Source organism: Kinneretia sp. DJ1R-11, from assembly GCF_025717595.1.
GTDB lineage: Bacteria > Pseudomonadota > Gammaproteobacteria > Burkholderiales > Burkholderiaceae_C > Paucibacter_A.
The window spans coordinates 44,946-64,443 of sequence record NZ_JAJIRR010000013.1; the positions used below are offsets into that span (position 1 = coordinate 44,946).

At 64.0% G+C, this 19,498-nt stretch carries 29 protein-coding genes and 1 other RNA gene; 22 read left to right on the forward strand and 8 right to left on the reverse strand.

The window, feature by feature from the left end; all coding sequences use genetic code 11:
* Window position 1 precedes the first annotated feature (1 nt).
* Entirely contained in the window at window positions 2-469 is a 468-nt protein-coding gene (locus tag LNV23_RS19020; protein ID WP_263564431.1) for a phage regulatory CII family protein, read from the reverse strand.
* A 290-nt stretch (window positions 470-759) separates the two neighbouring features.
* Between LNV23_RS19020 and LNV23_RS19025 the strand changes: the two genes are divergently transcribed.
* Window positions 760-948, forward strand: a complete 189-nt coding sequence (locus LNV23_RS19025; protein ID WP_263564432.1) for a hypothetical protein — start codon at window positions 760-762, stop codon at window positions 946-948.
* 283 nt (window positions 949-1,231) lie between these two features.
* On the opposite strand, the gene LNV23_RS19030 is transcribed toward LNV23_RS19025, so the two are convergent.
* Window positions 1,232-1,522, reverse strand: coding sequence for a helix-turn-helix domain-containing protein (locus LNV23_RS19030; protein ID WP_263564433.1), 291 nt, complete (start codon window positions 1,520-1,522; stop codon window positions 1,232-1,234).
* A gap of 74 nt (window positions 1,523-1,596) precedes the next feature.
* Here LNV23_RS19030 and LNV23_RS19035 point away from each other — a divergent pair, with 74 nt between their 5' ends.
* Together LNV23_RS19035 and LNV23_RS19040 are read left to right on the forward strand one after the other, a co-directional pair.
* A complete protein-coding gene (locus LNV23_RS19035; RefSeq protein WP_263564434.1) occupies window positions 1,597-2,247 on the forward strand; it encodes an XRE family transcriptional regulator in 651 nt (216 codons plus the stop codon).
* Window positions 2,248-2,520: 273 nt separating this feature from the next.
* Entirely contained in the window at window positions 2,521-3,237 is a 717-nt protein-coding gene (locus tag LNV23_RS19040) for a helix-turn-helix domain-containing protein (protein ID WP_263564435.1), read from the forward strand.
* Window positions 3,238-3,298: 61 nt separating this feature from the next.
* Here LNV23_RS19040 and LNV23_RS19045 read toward each other — a convergent pair whose 3' ends face one another.
* Window positions 3,299-3,775: a PH domain-containing protein gene (locus tag LNV23_RS19045; protein WP_263564436.1), complete on the reverse strand. Its 477-nt coding sequence runs from the start codon at window positions 3,773-3,775 to the stop codon at window positions 3,299-3,301.
* Window positions 3,776-3,976: 201 nt separating this feature from the next.
* Here LNV23_RS19045 and LNV23_RS19050 point away from each other — a divergent pair, with 201 nt between their 5' ends.
* From LNV23_RS19050 to LNV23_RS19140, 19 genes are all read left to right on the forward strand, one after another.
* Window positions 3,977-4,210: a hypothetical protein gene (locus LNV23_RS19050; protein WP_263564437.1), complete on the forward strand. Its 234-nt coding sequence runs from the start codon at window positions 3,977-3,979 to the stop codon at window positions 4,208-4,210.
* A complete protein-coding gene (locus LNV23_RS19055; RefSeq protein ID WP_263564438.1) occupies window positions 4,207-4,347 on the forward strand; it encodes a hypothetical protein in 141 nt (46 codons plus the stop codon). Before LNV23_RS19050 ends, LNV23_RS19055 begins: the two co-directional genes overlap by 4 nt.
* A gap of 39 nt (window positions 4,348-4,386) precedes the next feature.
* Window positions 4,387-4,746 (forward strand): hypothetical protein, encoded by a 360-nt coding sequence (locus LNV23_RS19060; protein ID WP_263564439.1) that lies wholly within the window; start codon window positions 4,387-4,389, stop codon window positions 4,744-4,746.
* Between the two features lie 2 nt (window positions 4,747-4,748).
* Window positions 4,749-5,378 carry a deoxynucleotide monophosphate kinase family protein gene (locus LNV23_RS19065; protein ID WP_263564440.1) on the forward strand — a complete coding sequence of 210 codons (630 nt, stop codon included), beginning with the start codon at window positions 4,749-4,751 and terminating at the stop codon, window positions 5,376-5,378.
* Window positions 5,375-5,740 carry a hypothetical protein gene (locus tag LNV23_RS19070; RefSeq protein WP_263564441.1) on the forward strand — a complete coding sequence of 122 codons (366 nt, stop codon included), beginning with the start codon at window positions 5,375-5,377 and terminating at the stop codon, window positions 5,738-5,740. Before LNV23_RS19065 ends, LNV23_RS19070 begins: the two co-directional genes overlap by 4 nt.
* Window positions 5,737-5,904 (forward strand): hypothetical protein, encoded by a 168-nt coding sequence (locus LNV23_RS19075; RefSeq protein WP_263564442.1) that lies wholly within the window; start codon window positions 5,737-5,739, stop codon window positions 5,902-5,904. Before LNV23_RS19070 ends, LNV23_RS19075 begins: the two co-directional genes overlap by 4 nt.
* Before the next feature lie 2 nt (window positions 5,905-5,906).
* Entirely contained in the window at window positions 5,907-6,971 is a 1,065-nt protein-coding gene (locus LNV23_RS19080) for a hypothetical protein (RefSeq protein WP_263564443.1), read from the forward strand.
* A gap of 96 nt (window positions 6,972-7,067) precedes the next feature.
* Entirely contained in the window at window positions 7,068-7,448 is a 381-nt protein-coding gene (locus LNV23_RS19085) for a YfdP family phage-associated protein (protein WP_263564444.1), read from the forward strand.
* 29 nt (window positions 7,449-7,477) lie between these two features.
* Complete coding sequence (locus tag LNV23_RS19090; protein WP_263564445.1) at window positions 7,478-8,341, forward strand: DUF2303 family protein; 864 nt, start codon at window positions 7,478-7,480, stop codon at window positions 8,339-8,341.
* A gap of 68 nt (window positions 8,342-8,409) precedes the next feature.
* Window positions 8,410-8,802, forward strand: a complete 393-nt coding sequence (locus LNV23_RS19095; protein ID WP_263564446.1) for a hypothetical protein — start codon at window positions 8,410-8,412, stop codon at window positions 8,800-8,802.
* Window positions 8,799-9,416: an ASCH domain-containing protein gene (locus LNV23_RS19100; protein WP_263564447.1), complete on the forward strand. Its 618-nt coding sequence runs from the start codon at window positions 8,799-8,801 to the stop codon at window positions 9,414-9,416. Before LNV23_RS19095 ends, LNV23_RS19100 begins: the two co-directional genes overlap by 4 nt.
* Complete coding sequence (locus tag LNV23_RS19105; protein ID WP_263564448.1) at window positions 9,413-9,631, forward strand: hypothetical protein; 219 nt, start codon at window positions 9,413-9,415, stop codon at window positions 9,629-9,631. Before LNV23_RS19100 ends, LNV23_RS19105 begins: the two co-directional genes overlap by 4 nt.
* Window positions 9,625-9,897 carry a hypothetical protein gene (locus tag LNV23_RS19110; RefSeq protein WP_263564449.1) on the forward strand — a complete coding sequence of 91 codons (273 nt, stop codon included), beginning with the start codon at window positions 9,625-9,627 and terminating at the stop codon, window positions 9,895-9,897. Before LNV23_RS19105 ends, LNV23_RS19110 begins: the two co-directional genes overlap by 7 nt.
* Entirely contained in the window at window positions 9,891-12,056 is a 2,166-nt protein-coding gene (locus tag LNV23_RS19115) for a DNA cytosine methyltransferase (protein ID WP_263564450.1), read from the forward strand. Before LNV23_RS19110 ends, LNV23_RS19115 begins: the two co-directional genes overlap by 7 nt.
* 9 nt (window positions 12,057-12,065) lie before the next feature.
* Entirely contained in the window at window positions 12,066-12,377 is a 312-nt protein-coding gene (locus tag LNV23_RS19120; RefSeq protein WP_263564451.1) for a hypothetical protein, read from the forward strand.
* Window positions 12,374-13,453, forward strand: a complete 1,080-nt coding sequence (locus LNV23_RS19125; RefSeq protein WP_263564452.1) for a hypothetical protein — start codon at window positions 12,374-12,376, stop codon at window positions 13,451-13,453. The genes LNV23_RS19120 and LNV23_RS19125 overlap by 4 nt, the downstream gene beginning before the upstream one ends.
* A 357-nt stretch (window positions 13,454-13,810) precedes the next feature.
* Complete coding sequence (locus LNV23_RS19130) at window positions 13,811-14,173, forward strand: hypothetical protein (protein WP_263564453.1); 363 nt, start codon at window positions 13,811-13,813, stop codon at window positions 14,171-14,173.
* Window positions 14,170-14,511, forward strand: coding sequence for an excisionase family protein (gene xisR, locus LNV23_RS24155; RefSeq protein WP_263564454.1), 342 nt, complete (start codon window positions 14,170-14,172; stop codon window positions 14,509-14,511). The genes LNV23_RS19130 and xisR overlap by 4 nt, the downstream gene beginning before the upstream one ends.
* A complete protein-coding gene (locus tag LNV23_RS19140) occupies window positions 14,421-15,659 on the forward strand; it encodes a site-specific integrase (protein WP_263564455.1) in 1,239 nt (412 codons plus the stop codon). The genes xisR and LNV23_RS19140 overlap by 91 nt, the downstream gene beginning before the upstream one ends.
* A 5-nt stretch (window positions 15,660-15,664) precedes the next feature.
* On the opposite strand, the gene LNV23_RS19145 is transcribed toward LNV23_RS19140, so the two are convergent.
* The 5 genes from LNV23_RS19145 to ompA form a co-directional block, all read right to left on the reverse strand.
* Entirely contained in the window at window positions 15,665-16,528 is an 864-nt protein-coding gene (locus LNV23_RS19145) for a hypothetical protein (RefSeq protein ID WP_263564456.1), read from the reverse strand.
* A 286-nt stretch (window positions 16,529-16,814) separates the two neighbouring features.
* Window positions 16,815-17,186: a transfer-messenger RNA gene (ssrA, locus tag LNV23_RS19150) on the reverse strand.
* A gap of 13 nt (window positions 17,187-17,199) precedes the next feature.
* Window positions 17,200-17,841 (reverse strand): phosphoglycolate phosphatase, encoded by a 642-nt coding sequence (gph, locus tag LNV23_RS19155; protein ID WP_411910600.1) that lies wholly within the window; start codon window positions 17,839-17,841, stop codon window positions 17,200-17,202.
* Between the two features lie 56 nt (window positions 17,842-17,897).
* Window positions 17,898-18,599 (reverse strand): bifunctional 2-polyprenyl-6-hydroxyphenol methylase/3-demethylubiquinol 3-O-methyltransferase UbiG, encoded by a 702-nt coding sequence (gene ubiG / locus LNV23_RS19160; protein ID WP_263564458.1) that lies wholly within the window; start codon window positions 18,597-18,599, stop codon window positions 17,898-17,900.
* A gap of 132 nt (window positions 18,600-18,731) precedes the next feature.
* A complete protein-coding gene (ompA, locus tag LNV23_RS19165; protein ID WP_263564459.1) occupies window positions 18,732-19,382 on the reverse strand; it encodes an outer membrane protein OmpA in 651 nt (216 codons plus the stop codon).
* Window positions 19,383-19,498 lie beyond the last annotated feature (116 nt).

The window sequence follows — 19,498 nt, forward strand, 5'->3', positions numbered from 1 at the left end:
TTCAGGCCACCGAGCGAATGAACGCCGGCTTGGCCTCGGCATTCATGGTGGCCGCATGCTTCAGCAACGCTTGCACCTCAGCCACCAGCCGGCCCGACTGGCGCTCCAGCCGCCGCAGCTCGTTGTCATCCACCGCGCTGTCGGCCAGATCCTGGGCCACCTCGGCCATCAGCTGCGCGAACTCCTGCGCCAGCTTCGCCACCAGGCTTGCGCATGGTGTGTCGCCCAGCTCCGCCGCAGGCAGTGGCACCGCCAGGTGGCCCAGCTCCGCCGCCATGGCATGCAGCACCCGATAGTCCCCAGTCAGCTGCTGCAGCTGCACCGCATCCGCCAAGCCAAACTTGGCGCGCGAGATGTTCGGGTTCAGCTCGTCGCTGAGGCTGTTTTTACCCATGCGCATACCCAGCGCCCGGGCCCCGCCGTGCGGGTAGTCATGTGCGATTGCGAAGGCAGCATCTAAGACGTTCATCGTACGAAACCTCGTTATCCAAACAGATTGCGCGTTAGGCCGCCACAGGCAGACACTGCCTTGCATGCCATCCACACTTCAGAAAAAAGCCCCTGCCTGCCCGCTGCAGCGCCAACATCGCGCCGGGAAAGGAAACCAAGCGAACAAAAACAAGGCGCAGCCGTGGTGGAGTGGTCACGGCAAAGCGCACTGCGGCGAGCCCAAGGGCACGGCAGGCTGGGGGAAAAGGTGCGTGCCCATCTCTGGTTATGCTGGGGGTTCCTACACCAACCAGCCCCAGGAGGGCACGCATGAGCACCACACAAGCAATTCGACACTTCAAAGAAAACCTCGAACTCATTCCGAAGGATCTGACCGGCGAACCTTTAGACCAAGAAGCCTGGAATCTCAATCAAGGCCTACTTGCTCTGGCGAAATCGCTTGCTCAGGTGCAGAGCGAGCTTCGGGACCTGAAGAACGACATTCGCCGCCTGCGCTGACATACGCCGAGAACTCTTGCGCAGTCAGGCCATGCTCAATGGCGTACTGCACATTCGCGGCGGCCTCAGGCGACAGTGGCCCAGCCGCCGCGCGCGCCCGCGCCGCCATCGGGCAGACATCCGTGTCCACCAGATGCCGCTCCAAGCGGGCCAACAGCTGCCGCAGTGCGGCAAGTTCCTGGGCCAGCGTGGGCGCAGCGGTGTCTTGAGGGTTCGTCATGGGTACGTCGCCCTTGTATGTCAAATGGTTTAATACGGCTTTGCACGCTGGAGAACCAGATGCCTATGCCGCTTTCAAGGTTGAGGCCGACTCATCGTTTGCCGATGGCCGGTTTCTCAGCTGCTCGGCCAGCTCGGGCCAGATCTCTTGCCACTCTTCTGGCAGGGCCAAGTACCGCGGCGCCTGCCCATCAGAGATGCGCTCCAGCCGCGCCGCATAGAGGGGCGTGATGTGCCGCCGGCCATAGGCCAGGTTATTCAAGTGCCCGTAGGAAATCCCCAGCGCTTCAGCAAGCTGCACGCGCTCGAAAACCTTCAGGCTGCGGATGTAGGTGGGTGGGTCAACTTTTTGCACGAGTACAGTTTATGTCTAATGACTCCGTTTTGACAAGACCAGAAGACACAATCGGTCACGTGAAATACGACGCCATGAGCCTTTCCCTCGTGCGTCGTGAGCTGCTGCAAAGCTGGCTGAATCAACACAAGATCACCCAGACCCAGCTAGCCAAGCAGCTGGACGTCCAACCCAGCTACATCAGCTGCATCCTCCACAAGAGCGTGCGCAAGCGAGACATTGGCGAAAACCTAGCCCGCCGCCTCGAGGAAAGCCTGGGCATGGCGCCCTACTACCTAGACGGAGTGGACCGCCCGCTTAGCATCGGCGCGCCGCGCGCAATCGGCGAAATCATCGCCATCCCGCGCCTGCACCGAAGCAAGAACATCCAGCGTGTCGATGAAACCAGCACTGTGCTGTTGGCCGCCGCCGAGCTTCAGCGCCGCGAGATCCGCCTCAGCTCTGCCGCGTGGATGTCCGTCGAAGTCAGCGACATGGCACCGGCCATCCCGCGCGGGGCCACATTGATCATCGACACCAGCGACACCCAGATTCAAGACGGCCGTGCCTACGCCCTCGGCTGGGGCGACCAGCTGGTCATTCGCCGCGCACACTTGGTACCAGCCGGCATCCGCCTCAGCATCGACAGCAACCCCAGCGCTGCCATCACCCTCAGCCCCTCCGAGATGCGCAGCCAGGTCAGCATCGCCGGCTGTGCCCGCATGATGGTTTCGTCGATCGATTGACCCGCACGTTGCGATTCCCCGACGAAGTAGTCACAAAGCGCACGGAACCCCATGCCATTCAGCTGAATTATTTTTTGAAAGCCTTGTCGGCCCTCTGAGGCAGAACACGTTCAGACCGACGCTAGAACAAGGCTGTCGCCGCGAACAAGATCACGAACAAGCCAGGAACAATTTGGCAGACCCAGCAGGCCCAACACGTCAGGGCACGGACAATCGTTTGTAACGCGGCGCTTACGACCGCGAGGCACGGGCAGGGCCACCCAACCAATGCCCATGGACGCCCCAGAGAACCCCACCCCCAGCGAGCTGATCAAGATCGGCCACCGCATCGCCACCCGCCGGCGATCTATGGGCTTGACACAGGCCGACCTTGCACGTCTGGCGAAACTCTCCCGCAGCTTGATTGCCAAGCTAGAAACCGGGCGCGCCCACAGCATTGACGCCATCCGCACCCTACATCCCGTTCTGCGAACAAACGACTTGTTCCTGCTGTTCGGGCAAGCCCCCCAGAAGGACGACAACAGTTACAAGCTGTCACCGGACACCATCGCTCCCCTAGCTGAAGCACAACAGGCCGCGCCCATGGCCACTTCAGACTTCGCTCGTCAGGGAGGCGAGCAGATCGTGATCCACCGCTATCAAATCGAAGCCGGTCAACTGATCCCCGGCGCCCACTTCACAGCACCCGCTGCCGCCTTTCCTCGCCACAAGGGCGGCGCTCACCTCATGCTCGTCCCCATCGAGCCTGAGGCCACAGCCGTCATTGACCCCAGCCAGGCCCATCCCATACAAGACGGACGCCACTACCTGGTCGGCTGGCGGCGCAGCATCCTCATGCCTCGCATTTACCTCGGCCCAAGCGGCAGCTACCAGCTGCGCCGGCAGCAACACAGCGATACCCTCAGCGCCGCCGAGTTCGAGCGTGAGATCACCGTGCACGGCCGCGTCATCAACATCATCCGAGACTGCGGCCCCCTCGACGGACCCTGACCTCAGCCCAGCAGGCACAAAAAAGCCCGCACGCGGCGGGCTATTCGCGGAACAAAGCAGCTCAAGCCGCTTTGTCTGAAGCCTCAGCAAATGCCTTGCGAAAGCCCATGGGATCGCTGATGCCCGGAATGGGTGCTTGCGGATTGCCGCCGCCCGCGATCACCAATGAACCGTAGTTCAGCATCCGACCCAAGATGCTCTGGTCCACCTGAATGCTCTCGATCTTGCTCAAGTTCAGTTCCACGGTTTTGCGGCTGATGAAACCGAACTTTGCAATGACCCGCTTCGAGGTAATCGCAAGCTCCGTCGTCTTCAGCTTGATGTACGCCATAACGCCCACCACCGCGCCGATCACCAGCCACACCAAACCCGGCCCACCGCCCGAGCCAGCAACCAAGCCGCCAATGAGCACCAACAGGCCCGCCGACATAAAGAACGCGCAGACAGCGAGCGGTACCGCAACGCTCCAGTAGCTCACGCGCCCTTGGTACAGCACTCGCTCATCCTTGGCCAGCGCGCTGGTGATGTAGTTACTCATGGAATCCTCTCTGGTTTGATTTGATGTCTTGCCCGCTCGGGCAGGCCATTATGGGCCGGCAGTTTTGGCTCATTTCAGCCCACACGACCGCGGTTTCCCTGATACCCCCAGGTCAACAAAATCGCACCCAAGGGCTTGCGCAATGTGTCATTTGGTGTAATAGTTGTCTTCAGACACACAGTCAAAGTGTCTGGAGGCAACATGCGATTGATCCAACTCTCACTTCTCCTGGCCGACGGCACGCGCCGCGTCATCCAGACCACTGATGCCGGCACCTGGGCCGCCCTCGACGCGGCCGCGACGATCTACCCCGAACTGCGCGGCGGCAGCGCCAAGGTCACCAAGTTCTACGCGCCCGGCCTGGAGCTGCCCCCGGGCACCCTCATGCCCCGCGCCGCCGCCAACGCCGACCACTACGAGCTGGCCCTGGCATGAGCGCGCCCCGCCACAACCGCATCCCGCGCCTGCCGGGCCGCAGCGAAATCCCCACCCGCCCCGGCCTGCTGGCCCGCCTGCTGCGCCGGCTGTACGCCGCCGCCATGGCCTGGCACCTCGGCCGCCTGGGGCGCTGATCCATGGCCAGCGCCTTCACCACCACAGGACGCAGCACCATGAGCCTCCACCCCATTGCCCTGGCCCTCAACGTCAGCCGCCGCCCCGAGGTGCGCTCCCGGCCGCAGCTGCAAAGCGGCGTGCTGGTGACCGAGTACGTGCTGCAGGTCTGGGCCGAGCGCGGCGGTACCGACTACCGAATCGAGCGCTCCATGGGCTTCGGCCCCAGCGCCGCGGTGGCAGCCGGCCACAAGGCCGCGCTGCTCAAGCCCGGCACCGTCATCAAGGTGCAGGCCGACCGCGAACGCATCGTCGGCGGCAAGCAAGCCCGCATCGAACTCATGGGCTGCACCCAGCTCGACCCCGTGCACCTGCAAGCCCGTCATTACCACGAAGCCCCTGAGAAGGAAGCCGCCTGATCATGAACGACCACCCTACCCCCACGCCCAAGCACAGCGTCCACCTGATCGCATTGACCGGCGCGGCCGGCTGCGGCAAAGACACCGCCGGCCAGCTGCTCGCCAGCATCGCCCTGGCCAGCAACCTCGACGCCACCGTCACCGGCTTTGCAGACCCCATCCGCCAGATGCTCGCCGCCATCATCCCGATGGAGTACATGACCGACCGCGCGCTCAAAGAAGCCCCGGTCCCCCACATCGGCTACAGCTACCGCGCCCTGGCCCAGACCCTGGGCACCGACTACGGCCGCGTGCTCATGCCCGGCCTGTGGGTTCGCCTGAAGGAGGCTCAGCTCTATGGTGCCGCCGCCGCCCAAGCCCCGCTCACCAAGCCCGTGGTGCACATCGTCACGGATGTGCGATTCGAAGACGAGGCTGCCTGGGTCCGCCGCCATGGCGGCACGCTGCTGCGCATCCACCGCGAAGCCGCCGTGTCCGTGCGCGAGCATGAAAGCGAATGGGCCTGGCCCCACCTGCGCGCCGACGCCGAGATCGACAACAACGGCACCCTGCTCCAGCTGCGCGAGCGCCTGGCGCTGGCCCTGGTGCGCACCATCACCAAGCACAACCACCCAGATCGGCGGGCCGCATGAGCGCCGCCGCCCGCCGCTGCGCCCAGGCCTTGAGCGAGCTGCACGCCCGAATCGCCACGGCAGACCAGCGCGCCTACCAAATCGCCGACCAGGCCGCCGTGGCTGACATCGAGGGCAACTGCGCCAGCGTGCGCGATGCCGCCGGCCTGCTCTGGTACGACACCCGGCCCATGTTGGACGACCGCGAGTACAGCCCCGAGTGCATCGACATGAACCGCGCCAGCCTGGACCACGCCGCCGAGCGCGGCCTCATCGTGCGCCGCCTCAGCGAGCCGCACATGGTCCACATCAAGACCTTCGCCGCCCCGGCGGCCAATGACGAGCCCAGCAACACCCGCCCCACCGAGGCCCCGCAACCATGACCCAAATCCATGCCCGCGACACCGTCGCCCAAGCCTACGCCCGCGCCCTGCAGCTGGGCGCCACCCACGACGAAGCCCTGGCCAGCACCGCGCAAGCCCTGGGCCTGGCCATCGAGGCGGTGCAAGGCGTCGTGAACACCTGCAACGAAACCGAGGCCGCTTGATCATGAGCCACGACGCCAAGCCCCCCCGCAATTTCTGGACGCCCGAAGGCATTGCCCTGCTGCGCGCCAACTACGCCACCCAAGACACCGCCGAGCTTGCCAAGCGCCTGGGCCGCCCCGTGCACCAGGTGCAACTCAAGGCCAGCCGCCTGGGCCTGACCCGCCCGGTAGCCAACCACCTGCCACGCAGCGGCCGGCCGGCACACGCACGCACCGAGGTGCTCGCTGCCTTGGCGGCTGCCGGCCCGCTGGGCGTGATGCTGCGCGATCTGCACGCCGCCGTAGCGAACCGCACCGAAGGCAGTGTCGACAACACCCTGTACACCGCCGTGCTCCAAGAGCAAGCCTTCGCCCTCAAATTGGGTCGCTTCAGCCGTTACTACGCGACCGCCGCATGGCGCGACACAGCCAGCGCTGCCCTGCAAGCCGACCATCCGGCAGGCATCTCCAAGCCCGGCACCTTGCGCGCGACCGTGCACGGCATGGTGCACGCGAAAGGCCGCCTCGGCGCCAGCCTGGACGAGCTGGACCGAGCACTGCCCGGCGTAGCCCGAGCCAAGATCAACCTTGTGGCCAACCGCCTGTGCGCCCTGACCATGCTGCACCCCTACGGCGCCGGCCCGAACAAGCGCATGTTCAGCCAGGCCGCCTGGCTGGAGGCTCACACCCAGGCAGAGCAGCAGGCCGGCCGCGTGGCGCCAAGCTGCGCACCCCAGCAGACGCGAGCCGGCACAGCCAGCAGCACGCAGCGCACCCTACGGGCTGCCGCCAAACGAGGTGCCGCCCTGCCCGGCGCACGACAGATTGAACTGGCCGCCAAGCGCACCCGCGCCAAAGGCCGCCTGCCCACCGACACCCCCTGGGTGCCACCCACCACCGAGCAGCCCAAGCCGGGCACCAAGCCGCCCCAGGTCGCCGTGCAGAAGGTCGAGTGCAAGTTCCGGTACCGCCACGAGGTGCCGGCTAGCAACGATGCCGGCGCCGGCCTCGCAGCCGCAGGCATCGGCCGTTATGTCGAGCCCGCCAGCAGCTGGGTCGAGGCCGTGGCCGAGCGCCGCGCAGCCTGACGATCAACGGGCCGGCACCTGCTGCGAGAACGCGGCGGGCAGCTTACAGGGCGTGCCGGCCCACCCATTTTCACCACCACCACCGAAAGGGAAACCATGTCTGTACGACCCATCACCGACACGCTGCGCCTGCTTCAGGGCGGCTTGTTTCTCGACCAGTGCAGCGACCTCATGGCCGAGCTGGTCAAGAGCGTTGACGACACAGGCAAGGCCGGCAAGCTGACCATCGTGCTGGACTTCAAGAAGTCCGGCGGCGCCATGGCCATCACTGCAAAGGTCACCAACAAGACGCCCGAGCGCGCGCCCGATGCGGATCTGCTGTGGCCCACGGTCGAAGGCAATCTGTCCATCGATAACCCGGCGCAGCGCAAGCTGGACCTGCGCGTCGCCGAGTCCAAACCGAAGGAGATCCGCGAGGTCGACCAGTCGACCGGCGAGATCAAGTTCGCACCAGCCGTCGCCGCTGTCGCCGGCTGATCACCACCCCCGCCACTCCGAAAGCAACCATGGAAACCCAAGACCTCTTGAAAGAAAACATCGCCGCCACCCTGGCTCGCGTGCTGCCTGAAGCGAAGATCATCACGACGCTGAAGGAAGCGAACAGCGACTTTCCTGCTCTGATGCAGATTGCGGTACCCAAGAGCTTCGAACTCAAGGAACTGGACTTCGAGAAACTGCTGCCCAACCCGCGCCGCACCAAGGCCGCCGCTCAATTCACCGACGCCGCCAGCTTCCTGGCCTACATCAACACCCACGCCGACGAAGGCACGACGGTCTGGTGCAACTTCAACCCACAGACCTTCGCGCTGAAATTCACCGCAGTGCTGGATGAGCACTCGACCACGACGCCGGGCTGGCGCCAGCACACCGCCACCTTCGCGCCGGACATGAGCGCCGAGTGGAAGGCCTGGATCGCCAAGAACGGCCAGAGCTTCGCGCAAGTCCCATTTGCCGAGTGGCTGGAAGAGCATGCCGAGGACATCACCTCGGCCGAAGGCTTCCCCACCAGCCTGCAGATGCTGGGCATGGCCACCGAGTTCGTCGCCAACGAAGAGCGCGTGCTGAAGTCGAGTGCGAAGCTGCAAAGCGGTGGCGTGCGCCTGACCTACGTCGCCGACCCTGACGCCGGTACCACCGAGTCCATGGAAATGTTCAAGCAGTTCGCGCTGGGCATCCCCGTCTTTCAAGGTGGCGCGGCTTGGCGCATCACGGCTCGACTGAAGTACGCGCTGGGGCAGGGCAAGGTCAATTTCCGCTACGAACTGGTGCGCGCTGATCGCGTGCATGAGAGCGCAGCCAAAGACCTCATCACGCAGATCACCGAGCAACTTGGTGATGTGCCCCTGTTGATGGGATCGATCGGAAGCTAAAGCAAACGGCCGGCGCTCAACCAGGCGCCGGCCCGATCTCTCAAGTGAACCGAGCAGAGATACTGAACATGACCCACAGCCGCATCACCCCCTCCGGCCAAGCCATGGGCAAGAGCGCCGCCCGCCTGGCTGAACTCGGCCAGGCCCGCCTCGCTGAGATGGGCCTGGATGGCCTCACGGGCCCGGGCCTGCGTGGCGAAATGTGCAAGACCTGCGCATGCAAGCGCGGCAGCGTGCCCAACGGTTGCCCGCAGACACAGCTGGACTTTCTCAAAGCTGCAGCCGAGGGCAAACCCTTCCTGTGCCACTCGCCAAAGAACGGGCAGATGTGCGCCGGCTGGGTTCGAGTCCGCGCCGAGCTGGTGGCCAACCCGCTGCCGCCTGAGGCCATGGCCCTGCTGGCAGCGCACGAGTACAGCCCGCCCGACGAAGACGAGCTCAACACAGAAGGCGCCGCATGAAAGACCGCCCCATCCTTTTCAATGGCGCCATGGTGCGCGCCATCCTGGCCGGCACGAAGACGCAGACGCGGCGGGTCATGAAAGCCGTCAGGCATCCAGACTTCGGCAACCTCTACGAACCCTCATGCTTGGCCCGCGAAGAGCAGCACGCCATCGAGCGCGCGTGCCCCTACGGCCAGCCCGGCGACCGTCTGTGGGTACGCGAGACGTTCGCCCACATCTATCGCGACAACGCCAAGCCCGACGAGCGGCGCGATGACGATGTTGCCTACAAGGCCGATCACCCGGGCCTTGATGAGTACGCCTTCGGAACATGGAAGCCCAGCATCCACATGCCCCGCTGGGCCAGCCGCATCACCCTGGAGATCACCAGCGTGCGCGTGGAGCGGCTGCAGGACATCAGCGAGGCGGATGCCAAGGCGGAAGGCATCTACAAGACCGAGCACGGATTCTGGAGCACCTACGGGCAGCTGATCGTGGATGGAACCTACTCGCCGTCGGTGTCATTCCACGCCTTGTGGCAGTCGGTCAACGGAGCGGAAGGCCCGACATCGTGGACCGGCAATCCCTGGGTCTGGGTGGTCGAGTTCAAGCGCGTGGAGGCCAGCACATGACCACCACCGTCGAATTCATCACCTGGCACCACATACCCGAGTGCCAGCTTCCCGACCCCGACATCACCGTGCTGATCTGCCTCAAGGATTCCGACGAGCCCACTTGGCTGGGCTGGCATGACGGCACCGAGTGGCGCCAGGCGGACGGCAGCACGGTGGCCGGCGAAGTCATCAAGTGGGCCGACCTGCCCATCGGCGAGGCCTGGCCATGCTGACCGCGCAGCTCGACCTCTTCAACGCCCCGGCAGCGCCGGCCCAGCCTCCAGCACCGCGCCCCGACGCGATCGCCCAGCTGGCCCACCGCGCCCGCGCAGAGCTGGACCCACGCGCCAGCCTCTACCACCCGGCCGCAGGCCACCGCAGCGCAAACCTGCAGATGTATGGCATTCGCGGCCACTGGCTGAGCCTGTGCCCCATGCCCCTGCGCGCCCGGTACCGCCCGGCCTACCTCAACCCCAACACGGAGCCCGGCACATGCTGAGCCAGCAATTCATCCTCCCCATTGCCGAAAAGCTGATCGTCGACCTGTTCGCTGGCGGCGGTGGCGCCTCCACCGGAATCGAGCGCGCCCTGGGCCGGCATGTCGACATCGCCGTCAACCACAACCCCGACGCGATCAGCATGCACGAGGCCAACCACCCTCAGACGCGCCACTACCTGAGCGACGTCTGGGAGGTGGACCCCATCGAAGTGGTCGACGGCATGCCCGTGGGCCTGCTTCACCTCAGCCCCGACTGCACCCACCACAGCCAAGCCCGTGGCGGCCAACCACGCAGCAAGAAGATCCGCGCGCTGGCCTGGGTCGGCCACCGCTGGATCGGCAAGCTGCGCAAGCGTGGCCTGGGCCCCGACCTTGCCACGCTGGAAAACGTCGAACAGATGCTGCAATGGTCACCCCTGATCGCCAAGCGCTGCACCAAGACAGGCCGGGTCATCCGGCTGGACGGCAGCGTGGCGCCCAAGGGCGAGCACACCCCGCTCGAGCAGCAGTTCCTGGTGCCCGACCCAAAGCGCAAGGGCCAGACCTGGGCCCACTTCGTGGAAGGCCTGCGGCGCATGGGCGGCCAGGTGCAGTGGCGCAAGATCGTCGCAGCCGACCACGGCGCCCACACCACCCGCGAGCGGCTGTTCATGATTGCCCGCTTCGACGGACTGCCGATCGTCTGGCCCACGCCGACGCACGCCAAAACACCCGCCAAGGGCCTGAAGCGCTGGGGATCCGCCGCCGCCTGCATCGACTTCACCACGCCCTGCCCCAGCATCTTCACCCGCCCGCGCCCGCTGGCTGACGCCACGCTCAAACGCATCGCCAAGGGCGTGCGCAAGTACGTGCTCGACGCCGCCGAACCCTTCGTGGTGGCGACTGGGCACACGGGCTTTGCAGCTGACCGCAGCAACAGCGCGAACGACCCGCTGAGCACTGTGGTCAGCAAGGCCGAGCACTGCCTGGTAGCGCCCACCGTCATGCCGCTCACGCACCAGGGCGGCGTGCGGGTGAACGACCCCACGGATCCGCTGCGCACCATCACCGGCGCCAATCGGGGCGAGCTGGCCCTGGCCGCGCCGACCCTGGTGCAAACCGGCTACGGCGAACGCGCTGGCCAAGAGCCCCGGGCGCTGGACATGCAGGCCCCGCTGGGCACAGTGATGGCCGAGGGCGTCAAGCATGCGGTGGTGACGCCCATGCTGATCCAGGCCGGCCACGGCGAAGGCAAGCCCGACGCCCCGCGCTGGAGCCACGGCACGAACGACATCCAAGGCCCCATGGGCACCGTCACGGCCAGCGGCGGCGGCCAGGCTCTTGCAGCCGCGACGCTGGTGCAGTTCCGCTTTGACCATGCCGGCCTGCCCATCGACCAGCCCGCCCCCACCATCACCGCCGGTGGCGCCAGCAAGCGCCCGGGCGGCAACAACACCCTGGGGCTGGCCACGGCTCTGGTGGTGGGTGTCGGCGGCCGCGCAGGCCAGACCGAGCCACGCAGCGCCAATGAGCCCAGCTTCACCACCACCGGCAAGGCCGACGCAGCCATGGCCGCCGTGTACCTCGCCCAGGCCAACGATGGGCCGCGGCCCTCGGTGGGCCACTCGGTCGAACGCCCGGCCAGCACCATCACCAACAGCGGCAGCCAGCAGCAGCTGGTGGCGGCCCTTCTGAGCCACGCTTACTCGAGCAACACCTGCGGCGGCGAAGGCGACCCCACCCAGCCGGCCAAGACCATCACCGCCGGCGGCCAGCACCACGGCCTGGTCGAATGCACGCTGAGCCCCGAAGACGAAGCCGGCGCCCTGCGCGTGGCCGCCTTCCTGATGCGCTACTACGGCGAAGGCGGCCAGCACGGGGACCTGGTCGAGCCCGCCAGCACCATCACCACCAAGGACCGCCTGGCCCTGGTCACGGTCCACATTCAGGGCACACCCTATGTGATCGTCGACATCGGCCTGCGCATGCTCCAGCCCGCCGAGCTGTACCGGGCCCAAGGCTTCCCCGCTGACTACATCATCGACCGCGGCCACGACGGCCGCCGCTTCAGCAAAAGCGCGCAGGTCAAGATGTGCGGCAACAGCGTCAGCCCGCCCCCGATGGAGGCGCTGATCCGGGCGAACTATGGGCAGCAGCAGGCACTGCGCCGCGCAGCCTGAAGGCAGGCCATGAGCATCGACAACACGTACTGGCCTTTCCCTGGCCAAGAGCACCTGCCGCCGCCCGTCTACGACCTACCGCCGCCTCGCTTCGCACCCGGGGACCTGGTCAAAACCCGCTGGGGCAACGCCACGGTGATCAAGGTCTGTGCCTGGCCCATGAACGCTGGCCGCGCTTACCTGGTCAAGCACACCTGGTCGCAAGCCCCCGAAGGCTTCGGCCACACCTTCGGCGAGAACGCCCTCGAGCTGCGGCAGAAGGCCGAGCCCACACCGATCAACACGGCGGCCAGCGCGCCACAACTGGAGCTTTTTGAATGAGCAGACAAAACACACTGGCGTTGCTGCCCGCAACTGTCAAGGAATCCTTGACGCCTCAGCAGGCAAGACAGCTCCTTAATGAATTGGTCGATGAGTCTGAGCGGATTGGCTTCTATGGCGGGGCGCAGCAGGCCCAGGGAGTGCCGGCCCTACCTGAAAACGAAACGCCGGCAATGCACGATGCCGTTATGGCTGTCCTCTACAAAGACGGCGCCTCCCGCACAAACACGAATGCCCTGTGGCAAGCCTATCGCGGGGCGCTCGCTGCCGCACCCAAGGCAGAGCATGTGCAGCAGGCCCAGGGAGTGCCGCCATTTAACCCGCAAGCAAAATGCTCCCCGACGCTGACGCAGTGCCCCCGGTGTAACAACCCGCACCATCCATGCGATGGGGTGGGGCAGCAGGCCCAGGGAGTGCCCGCGCAGGTAGCCAAGGCTCAGGCGTTTGACTGGTTGCTGAAGCACTGTCTGACAGCAAAAAGTGGCTGGATGACACTTGCCTTTAAAAGCTCTCGCGCCTTTGCTGTAACCGCCCATCGTGTTGATTGGGTGAATCAGATGGCCGCTGAAATTGGGGTCGCTGCTGGCGTTGACCTTGATGCCGCACCCCAGGCAGAGCCCCAGCCCGACATAGCCGACCTTGTGAAAGGAATGTGTGTGAGCGTCGATGTGTCCACCTGTGATGATGATGCGGGGCATCGGTACTTCGGCACGGTCACTGAGGTGATGGAGTGCCAAGGCGAAAAGCACGGTCTGACGCTGCTTGTACAAGACGCAGAACCGAACTTCAAGCTACAGCAGGCAGAGCCCCAGCCCGAGCCGACAACATGGAGCCGCTACGTGGCCGGGATGATTGCCTGCTATCTCAAATGGCCGGATGACGACGAACGCACCGAGGCCGTGGCAGGGCTCATTGAGCGTCGTCGCTGGTCAGAACGCCAGCCCGAGCGGGAGCCGCTGAGCCCTGAGCAGATCCACAACCCATACTGGCTTTCTGGCGGATCGGCCAAGATATGGCTGGACGGCTTTCGCGCAGCCGAGCGCGCCCACGGCATCGGCACCAAGGGAGGCGAGTGATGCCCGGAATTTTCGTAACCACAAGCCCAGTAACTCCATCCGTCCTCTCTGAGATGGACAGGATTACGCAGGAGTGGACATTGCGCGCAGCTCGCGGCGAGTGCTCTTGGGTCTGCGCGGATTGCTGTGTTTCGTTTCCAGGCGGCATGCCCGATGCGTGCGAGCACGGACACGAAGGCTGCACTTCGATTATTCAGAGAGACAAAGCCGAAGCAAAGAAAGGCGGTGCAGCATGAGCGCCCGCAAGATCAAGCGCAATAGCTTCCTAGAGCAGTTTGCGAAAGCCCGCCGCGAGGTCCAGAGGCTGCGAACGCTGTATCCGCATTGCCTTCCGAGGCAAACGAAAGGCGGTGCAGCATGAGCGCAGACCAGCTGGTCCATCAAGCCGGACGGGACGCCTACGTGTCCCAGTGGGCCTATCAAGCGGGATGGGACGCCTGCATGTCCCAGTGGGCCGATCACATGACGCGGATGAATGCAGCGATCAGCTCCCCCCTACTGGCTCATGACCTGCCAGCCCAAGCGTCCGCAACCGTTCCAACCCTGCCCACGGTCGACATGATCGAGGCCATCTGCGCAATTCACGCCGCCCACGAAAGCAAGCCCTGGCCCGATGGCTACAGCGACATGGCCCAGGGCGTTCGCAGGCGCCTGGCCCGCGACGGCTACCTGGCCGCGCTGGCCGTGGCGATGGGCAACACCACCGGACAAACATCATGAATGGCCGCCTCCACGCGCTCCAACACACCACCGTCATGCCTGAAGAGCGCCGCGCCAGCCCGCCCAGCAATGACCCCGTGTTCGCCAGCCCGCTGCGCTGGATCAAGCTGCCGCTGTACTGCCAGATCAGCGGCGACACGCCCGACGCGGTGCACGCGCGCCGGCGCAAGCAGCAATGGTTTGACGGGGTGCAATGCAAAATCGGCCCCGATGGCAATCTGTGGATCAACCCCGAAGAGGTGAACAAATGGGTGGAGAACGACCAGCACGAGACAGCGGCAGCCCCGCACCAAAGCCTGGTGCCAGTGCGCGCGAGATCTCGCTCCCGCGGGGCGTAAAGATCCGCGAGTTCAAGACCGAGCGCCGCCTGCAGATCGCCTTCAGCTTCCGTGGCGTTGAGTGCCGCGAGCTGCTGCCGCCCCGCCCGATCACGCAGACGGCGGCCAACATTGCCGGCGGCCTGCGCGCCGAGGTGCTGCGCAAGATCAGCGAGGGCACGTTCCACTACGCCGACTACTTCCCCGACAGCCCCCGGGCCAAGCAGTTCGACATTGCCGGCAAGCGGATCATGATGCGCACCCTGCTCAGCACGCAGCTGGAATCCTACGAACGCCAGGTGACGAACAAGACCTTGTCGCCGTCGACCTTCGAAGGCTACGCCAAGGCAATCAAGAGCGAGCGCATGCAGTTCTGGGCAGACGTCGCCCTGGGCGAGGCCACGCCCAGCAAGCTGCGCGACTGGATTGGCGGCATGGGGATCACGGCCAAGGCCGCTCGCAACCTGCTGACACCCCTGCGCAGCGTGTTTGAAGACGCGCTCAACGACGAGCTGATCGAGTTCAATCCCTTCGATCGCATCGCCCTCGGCAAGCTGCTGCGCCAGAGCTCCAAGGCGAGCGACTACGAGGTGGACCCCTTCACCATGGCCGAGCGTGAGGCCCTTCTGAAGGCAGCCCGCGCCGACGAGCAGCCCATGATGCAATTCTGGTTCGCCACCGGCCTTCGGCCAGGCGAGCTGATGGCCTTGCGCTGGGACCGTATCGACTGGGTGGGCAGCAAGGTCCGCATCGACCTCAACCTGGTGTCCAAGACCGAAAAGGGCCCCAAGACCGAGGCCGGCATCCGCGACGTCAACCTCAACCCCGCAGCTCTGGCCGCGCTGCTCGCCCAGAAACCTGCCAGCTTCCTGGCCGGCGCCCATGTCTGGCTCAACCCGCGCACCAGCACCGCCTGGGAGGCCGACGCCCAGATCCGCAAGACCTTGTGGCAGCCGCTGTGCACCCGCGCCGGCGTCCGGTACCGCAACCCCTACCAGGTGCGCCACACCTTCGCCAGCAGCCTGCTCACCGCCGGCGAGAACCCCTGGTACGTCGCCAGCCAGCTGGGCCACGTGGACGTCCAGCTGGTGTTCAAGGTCTACGGCAAGTTCATCCCGCAGGACTATCAGCGGCCGGCGGGGCGGCTGTTGCGGGCGGGGAATGAGTAGACCCGCTACCAATACTTGTCCAAAACCAGCGATTCCCGAAGCGTCATCAAGCTCTCCACGCCATGGAGCTTGCTGACGTCTACAGGGTGGTAATGCAGAGCGATTTTTTGCGCAATTTCCTCTCGCTCGCGTTGAGTCTTTGCGAGCGCCGAAGCAGCGAAGCTGATGTGGCGACCCTCAGGGCGCCCGCCGGCAGCAATCTCGCAGCCTCCAAGGTGCTGGACATTTGTTGGGTCAAAGGCAAAACCGAGGAAGCACAATGCTTCAGCCTCATGGATCCACTGCTTCGCAAGCCTGAACTCGTCCGACTCCCCGTGTCGCTCTGAATCCTTGATCAATTTCAAGCGTTTGGCAGCCAACCCAATACTTCCAGGCATTGCGTCAGAGCTACCGCCACCGTAGGGCACATGAGCACCCCCCTCTGGCCACAGGAAACCCAGTTGCCCGTACACGTGGACAATCCTCAACTTACTTACGACTGCGGCAGCCTCCTGATCAGTCATGCAGTTTTTGTGCACCAGACGAGACAAGAAGAACTGCTCGAGCGAACGGTCATAGTTGAATGTCACGAACGAGATCTGACTCTCAAGCAATAGCTTGGGATCCGTCGGCAACTTTTCCGCCAAATATCCGTACCAATTGTCTGGATTCAGCTCTACGGGAAAGAGCTTATCCATCTGCTCCTGCGGGAGCAACGTGGCCGCAATCGCGGCCTTCCCAACGGACATGAAGTCGGTGCGCGTACCAAGAAAGGCGTCAATTGACAGATCACCCGCAAGCCTGAAGGCGCGCTGGAACTCATCAAAAGCTACGGGAAGCGAAGCGCCACCCAAGTCAATATCCACAAACTCAAGTTCGCGCCAATCCATCTTAAGAATGTCGACTCTGAGTTTGCTTCCTAGCGGCAATCCATACGGAAAACTGGCGCCGGCCCCTAGAACAAGAACTGTCTTTCGCTCAATCAATTGCGCCCCCAAAATTTTGTGGGCCCAACCATAAACGAAAAAAGCCGCCCGAGGGCGGCTTCTTCACGTGCGCAAATCGGTGCGAATTTCCGTGCGACTCAAGTGCGAATCGAACGCCAATCAACGCCAATTCAAGGGGGTTTGATGGTCAGCGCCTAGAGTGTCTTTCATTGGCGCTGACCGTCTTAAATGGTGGAGCCGGGGGGAATTGAACCCCCGTCCGCAAGCCATCACCGGGCAGTTCTACATGCGTAGCCGTCTGATTTGAATCTCACGGTCAGTTCGCGCAGCGGCACGCTAACTTTCCCGCCAGTCACTAAATCTTATTGCCTGCCGAGTGACCCGGCGAACAACCAGCCAATGTGAATGACTTCTCAGCTTTCAGCCTTGCGGCTTGAGCCCGGCCCATTGGCCAACCGTTGAGAAGCTCACGCGCAATTAAGCGGCGAGTGCGAACGTAGAGTCGTTTGCAGTTACTTTGTTTCCAGTGGTTTTACGAGCGGACTGGTGCTCGGCATGCCCTACTCCGGATCCGCACCCACGTCGAAACCTGGTCGGCCCCAGAGCTTTGTATTTTAGGCCAGGCCAAGCACTTGCAAGAGCTCGATCGGCGAATTTAGAACAATATCTGCATTCCAGGCCTCGACCGACTCGCCCTGACCGAGATAGCCCCAGGCTGCGGCCACCGTGCGCATGCCTGCGGCGCGTCCCGCCACGATATCCCGTTCGTCATCGCCCACATAGATGCAAGCCTCAGCGGCAATGCCGCCACGCCGTGCCGCTTCGAGCAAGGGCGCAGGATGCGGTTTGGCGTGAGGCGTGCTGTCCCCGCCCACCACCGCCAACGCACGCTGCTTCAAACCCAGAGCTTCGGTCAAAGGCAGCGCGAATCGCTCGGCCTTGTTGGTCACCACGCCCCAAGCCAAACCGGCCGCCGACAGGCTTTGCAGCAGCTCGTACACCTGATCAAACAAAGCGGTTTCCTGCGTCAGCCTGGCCTGATATCGATCCAGAAACTCAATCCTCAGCGCTTCAAAATCCGCATCTTGCGGCGAAACACTCAAACCCACCGCCAACATGCCGCGAGCACCAGCCCCCACCATGGGCCGCAAAGCTTCCAATGGCAGCGGCGCCATGAGCCGAGCCAGCCGCATTTCGTTGAGCGCACCAGCAAGATCGGGCGCACTGTCGACCAAAGTGCCGTCGAGATCAAACAAGACTGCCTTCGCCCCCAACCAAGGAAGGCCCGAACGAAGATCCGCAACGCAGGAACTCATGAAGACTTGCGGCAGGCCAGCATGTAATTGACGCTAGTGTCCGCACTCAAGCTATATCGCTGATTAAGCGGGTTGTAGCCCAAGCCGCGACTGGCCTGAAGATCCAAACCGGCATCACGACAAAACTGCGCCAGCTCCGAGGGGCGCAAAAAGCGTGCGTACTCGTGCGTGCCGGCAGGAAGCATCTTGAGGACGTACTCCGCCCCAACAATGGCCTGGACAAAAGCTTTGGCATTGCGATTCAGGGTGGAAAGGAACACCCAGCCGCCCGGCTTGACCAAATCCGCACAGGCCTGAACCACGGAGGCTGGATCGGGCACATGCTCCAGCATTTCCATGCACGTCACCACATCGAAACTGGCCGGACGCTCCAGGGCCAGCGCCTCGACCGCAATCTCGCGATAGTCAACGCCTTCGGTCCCCACCTCCATCGCGTGCAACTGTGCCACTTTGAGGGCTTTGGTGGCCAGATCGATACCGAGCGCCTTCGCACCCCGGCGAGCCATGGCATCGGTCAAGATACCGCCGCCGCAACCCACATCCAGCACCTGCTTGCCAGCCAAGGGGCAATAGGAAGAAATCCAATCCAATCGCAGCGGGTTGATCTGGTGAAGCGGTTTGAATTCACTTTCGGTATCCCACCAGTGATGGGCGAGGTCGCCAAATTTCGCGAGCTCTTGAGGGTCAGCATTGGTCATGAAGCAGATGGTAGCAACAAAGAATCACCGGCAGCTTGGCGGACACAAACCAAGCCGGCATAAAAAAACCCCGCAAGAGCCGTAGCGCTGCGGGGTTGATTTGAGGGGCGCAGAAAGCGCCCATCTCAGAACTTACTTGTTGCGTGTACCGACGACTTCGATTTCCACGCGACGGTTCTTGGCGCGGCCTTCAGCAGTCTTGTTGTCGGCCACAGGCGACTTCTCGCCCTTGCCTTCGGTATAGACGCGGTTCTTTTCCGCGCCCTTGCTCACCAGGTAGGCCTTGACGGCTTCAGCACGAGCCACCGACAGCTTCTGATTGTAGGCATCCGAACCCACCGAGTCGGTGTGGCCGACAGCGATGATGACTTCCAGGTTCACACCGTTGGTCTTGCCATAAAGATCATCCAACTTGGCCTTCGCTTCGGGCTTCAGAACAGCCTTGTCGAAGTCGAAGAAGGCGTCGGCAGCGTAGGTGACCTTTTCGCTGACCGGCTTCGGCGGCACAACGACGGGCTTCGGTGCCGGGGGAGCGACCACAGGCTCAGCGGGCTTAGGAGCAGGCGGCGGCTCAACCTTAGGTGCGGGCTTCAGTGCGCCATCGCAGTCCTTGGCGGCAGTAGCCGGGGTCCAGTTGGCATCGCGCCAGCAGTGTTCATTGCTACCGTTCTTCCACACGGTGCCATCGGTGGCGCGCCAGTTGTCGACGGTCTGCGCCATTGCGCCAGACGCAGCAAAAGCGGCGACGGCGAAGAGCGATGCCACGCGGTTCAATTTCTTCATGAATTCTCCTCTCAAGGAATGCCGCAGTTGCACTGCGAGTGCCCAGTACTTGAACAAAAACCTCAAAGATACCCGAATACGGGTTTCTCCTAGGGACTCATCGATTGTGCCATAGG

Coding starts and splice junctions, on each gene's coding strand:
- LNV23_RS19020 (WP_263564431.1), bottom strand. CDS start 469: ATGAACGTCTTAGATGCTGCCTTCGCAATCGCACATGACTACCCGCAC.
- LNV23_RS19025 (WP_263564432.1), top strand. CDS start 760: ATGAGCACCACACAAGCAATTCGACACTTCAAAGAAAACCTCGAACTC.
- LNV23_RS19035 (WP_263564434.1), top strand. CDS start 1,597: ATGAGCCTTTCCCTCGTGCGTCGTGAGCTGCTGCAAAGCTGGCTGAAT.
- LNV23_RS19040 (WP_263564435.1), top strand. CDS start 2,521: ATGGACGCCCCAGAGAACCCCACCCCCAGCGAGCTGATCAAGATCGGC.
- LNV23_RS19045 (WP_263564436.1), bottom strand. CDS start 3,775: ATGAGTAACTACATCACCAGCGCGCTGGCCAAGGATGAGCGAGTGCTG.
- LNV23_RS19050 (WP_263564437.1), top strand. CDS start 3,977: ATGCGATTGATCCAACTCTCACTTCTCCTGGCCGACGGCACGCGCCGC.
- LNV23_RS19055 (WP_263564438.1), top strand. CDS start 4,207: ATGAGCGCGCCCCGCCACAACCGCATCCCGCGCCTGCCGGGCCGCAGC.
- LNV23_RS19060 (WP_263564439.1), top strand. CDS start 4,387: ATGAGCCTCCACCCCATTGCCCTGGCCCTCAACGTCAGCCGCCGCCCC.
- LNV23_RS19065 (WP_263564440.1), top strand. CDS start 4,749: ATGAACGACCACCCTACCCCCACGCCCAAGCACAGCGTCCACCTGATC.
- LNV23_RS19070 (WP_263564441.1), top strand. CDS start 5,375: ATGAGCGCCGCCGCCCGCCGCTGCGCCCAGGCCTTGAGCGAGCTGCAC.
- LNV23_RS19075 (WP_263564442.1), top strand. CDS start 5,737: ATGACCCAAATCCATGCCCGCGACACCGTCGCCCAAGCCTACGCCCGC.
- LNV23_RS19080 (WP_263564443.1), top strand. CDS start 5,907: ATGAGCCACGACGCCAAGCCCCCCCGCAATTTCTGGACGCCCGAAGGC.
- LNV23_RS19085 (WP_263564444.1), top strand. CDS start 7,068: ATGTCTGTACGACCCATCACCGACACGCTGCGCCTGCTTCAGGGCGGC.
- LNV23_RS19090 (WP_263564445.1), top strand. CDS start 7,478: ATGGAAACCCAAGACCTCTTGAAAGAAAACATCGCCGCCACCCTGGCT.
- LNV23_RS19095 (WP_263564446.1), top strand. CDS start 8,410: ATGACCCACAGCCGCATCACCCCCTCCGGCCAAGCCATGGGCAAGAGC.
- LNV23_RS19100 (WP_263564447.1), top strand. CDS start 8,799: ATGAAAGACCGCCCCATCCTTTTCAATGGCGCCATGGTGCGCGCCATC.
- LNV23_RS19105 (WP_263564448.1), top strand. CDS start 9,413: ATGACCACCACCGTCGAATTCATCACCTGGCACCACATACCCGAGTGC.
- LNV23_RS19110 (WP_263564449.1), top strand. CDS start 9,625: ATGCTGACCGCGCAGCTCGACCTCTTCAACGCCCCGGCAGCGCCGGCC.
- LNV23_RS19115 (WP_263564450.1), top strand. CDS start 9,891: ATGCTGAGCCAGCAATTCATCCTCCCCATTGCCGAAAAGCTGATCGTC.
- LNV23_RS19120 (WP_263564451.1), top strand. CDS start 12,066: ATGAGCATCGACAACACGTACTGGCCTTTCCCTGGCCAAGAGCACCTG.
- LNV23_RS19125 (WP_263564452.1), top strand. CDS start 12,374: ATGAGCAGACAAAACACACTGGCGTTGCTGCCCGCAACTGTCAAGGAA.
- LNV23_RS19130 (WP_263564453.1), top strand. CDS start 13,811: ATGAGCGCAGACCAGCTGGTCCATCAAGCCGGACGGGACGCCTACGTG.
- xisR (WP_263564454.1), top strand. CDS start 14,170: ATGAATGGCCGCCTCCACGCGCTCCAACACACCACCGTCATGCCTGAA.
- LNV23_RS19140 (WP_263564455.1), top strand. CDS start 14,421: ATGGGTGGAGAACGACCAGCACGAGACAGCGGCAGCCCCGCACCAAAG.
- LNV23_RS19145 (WP_263564456.1), bottom strand. CDS start 16,528: ATGGATTGGCGCGAACTTGAGTTTGTGGATATTGACTTGGGTGGCGCT.
- ubiG (WP_263564458.1), bottom strand. CDS start 18,599: ATGACCAATGCTGACCCTCAAGAGCTCGCGAAATTTGGCGACCTCGCC.
- ompA (WP_263564459.1), bottom strand. CDS start 19,382: ATGAAGAAATTGAACCGCGTGGCATCGCTCTTCGCCGTCGCCGCTTTT.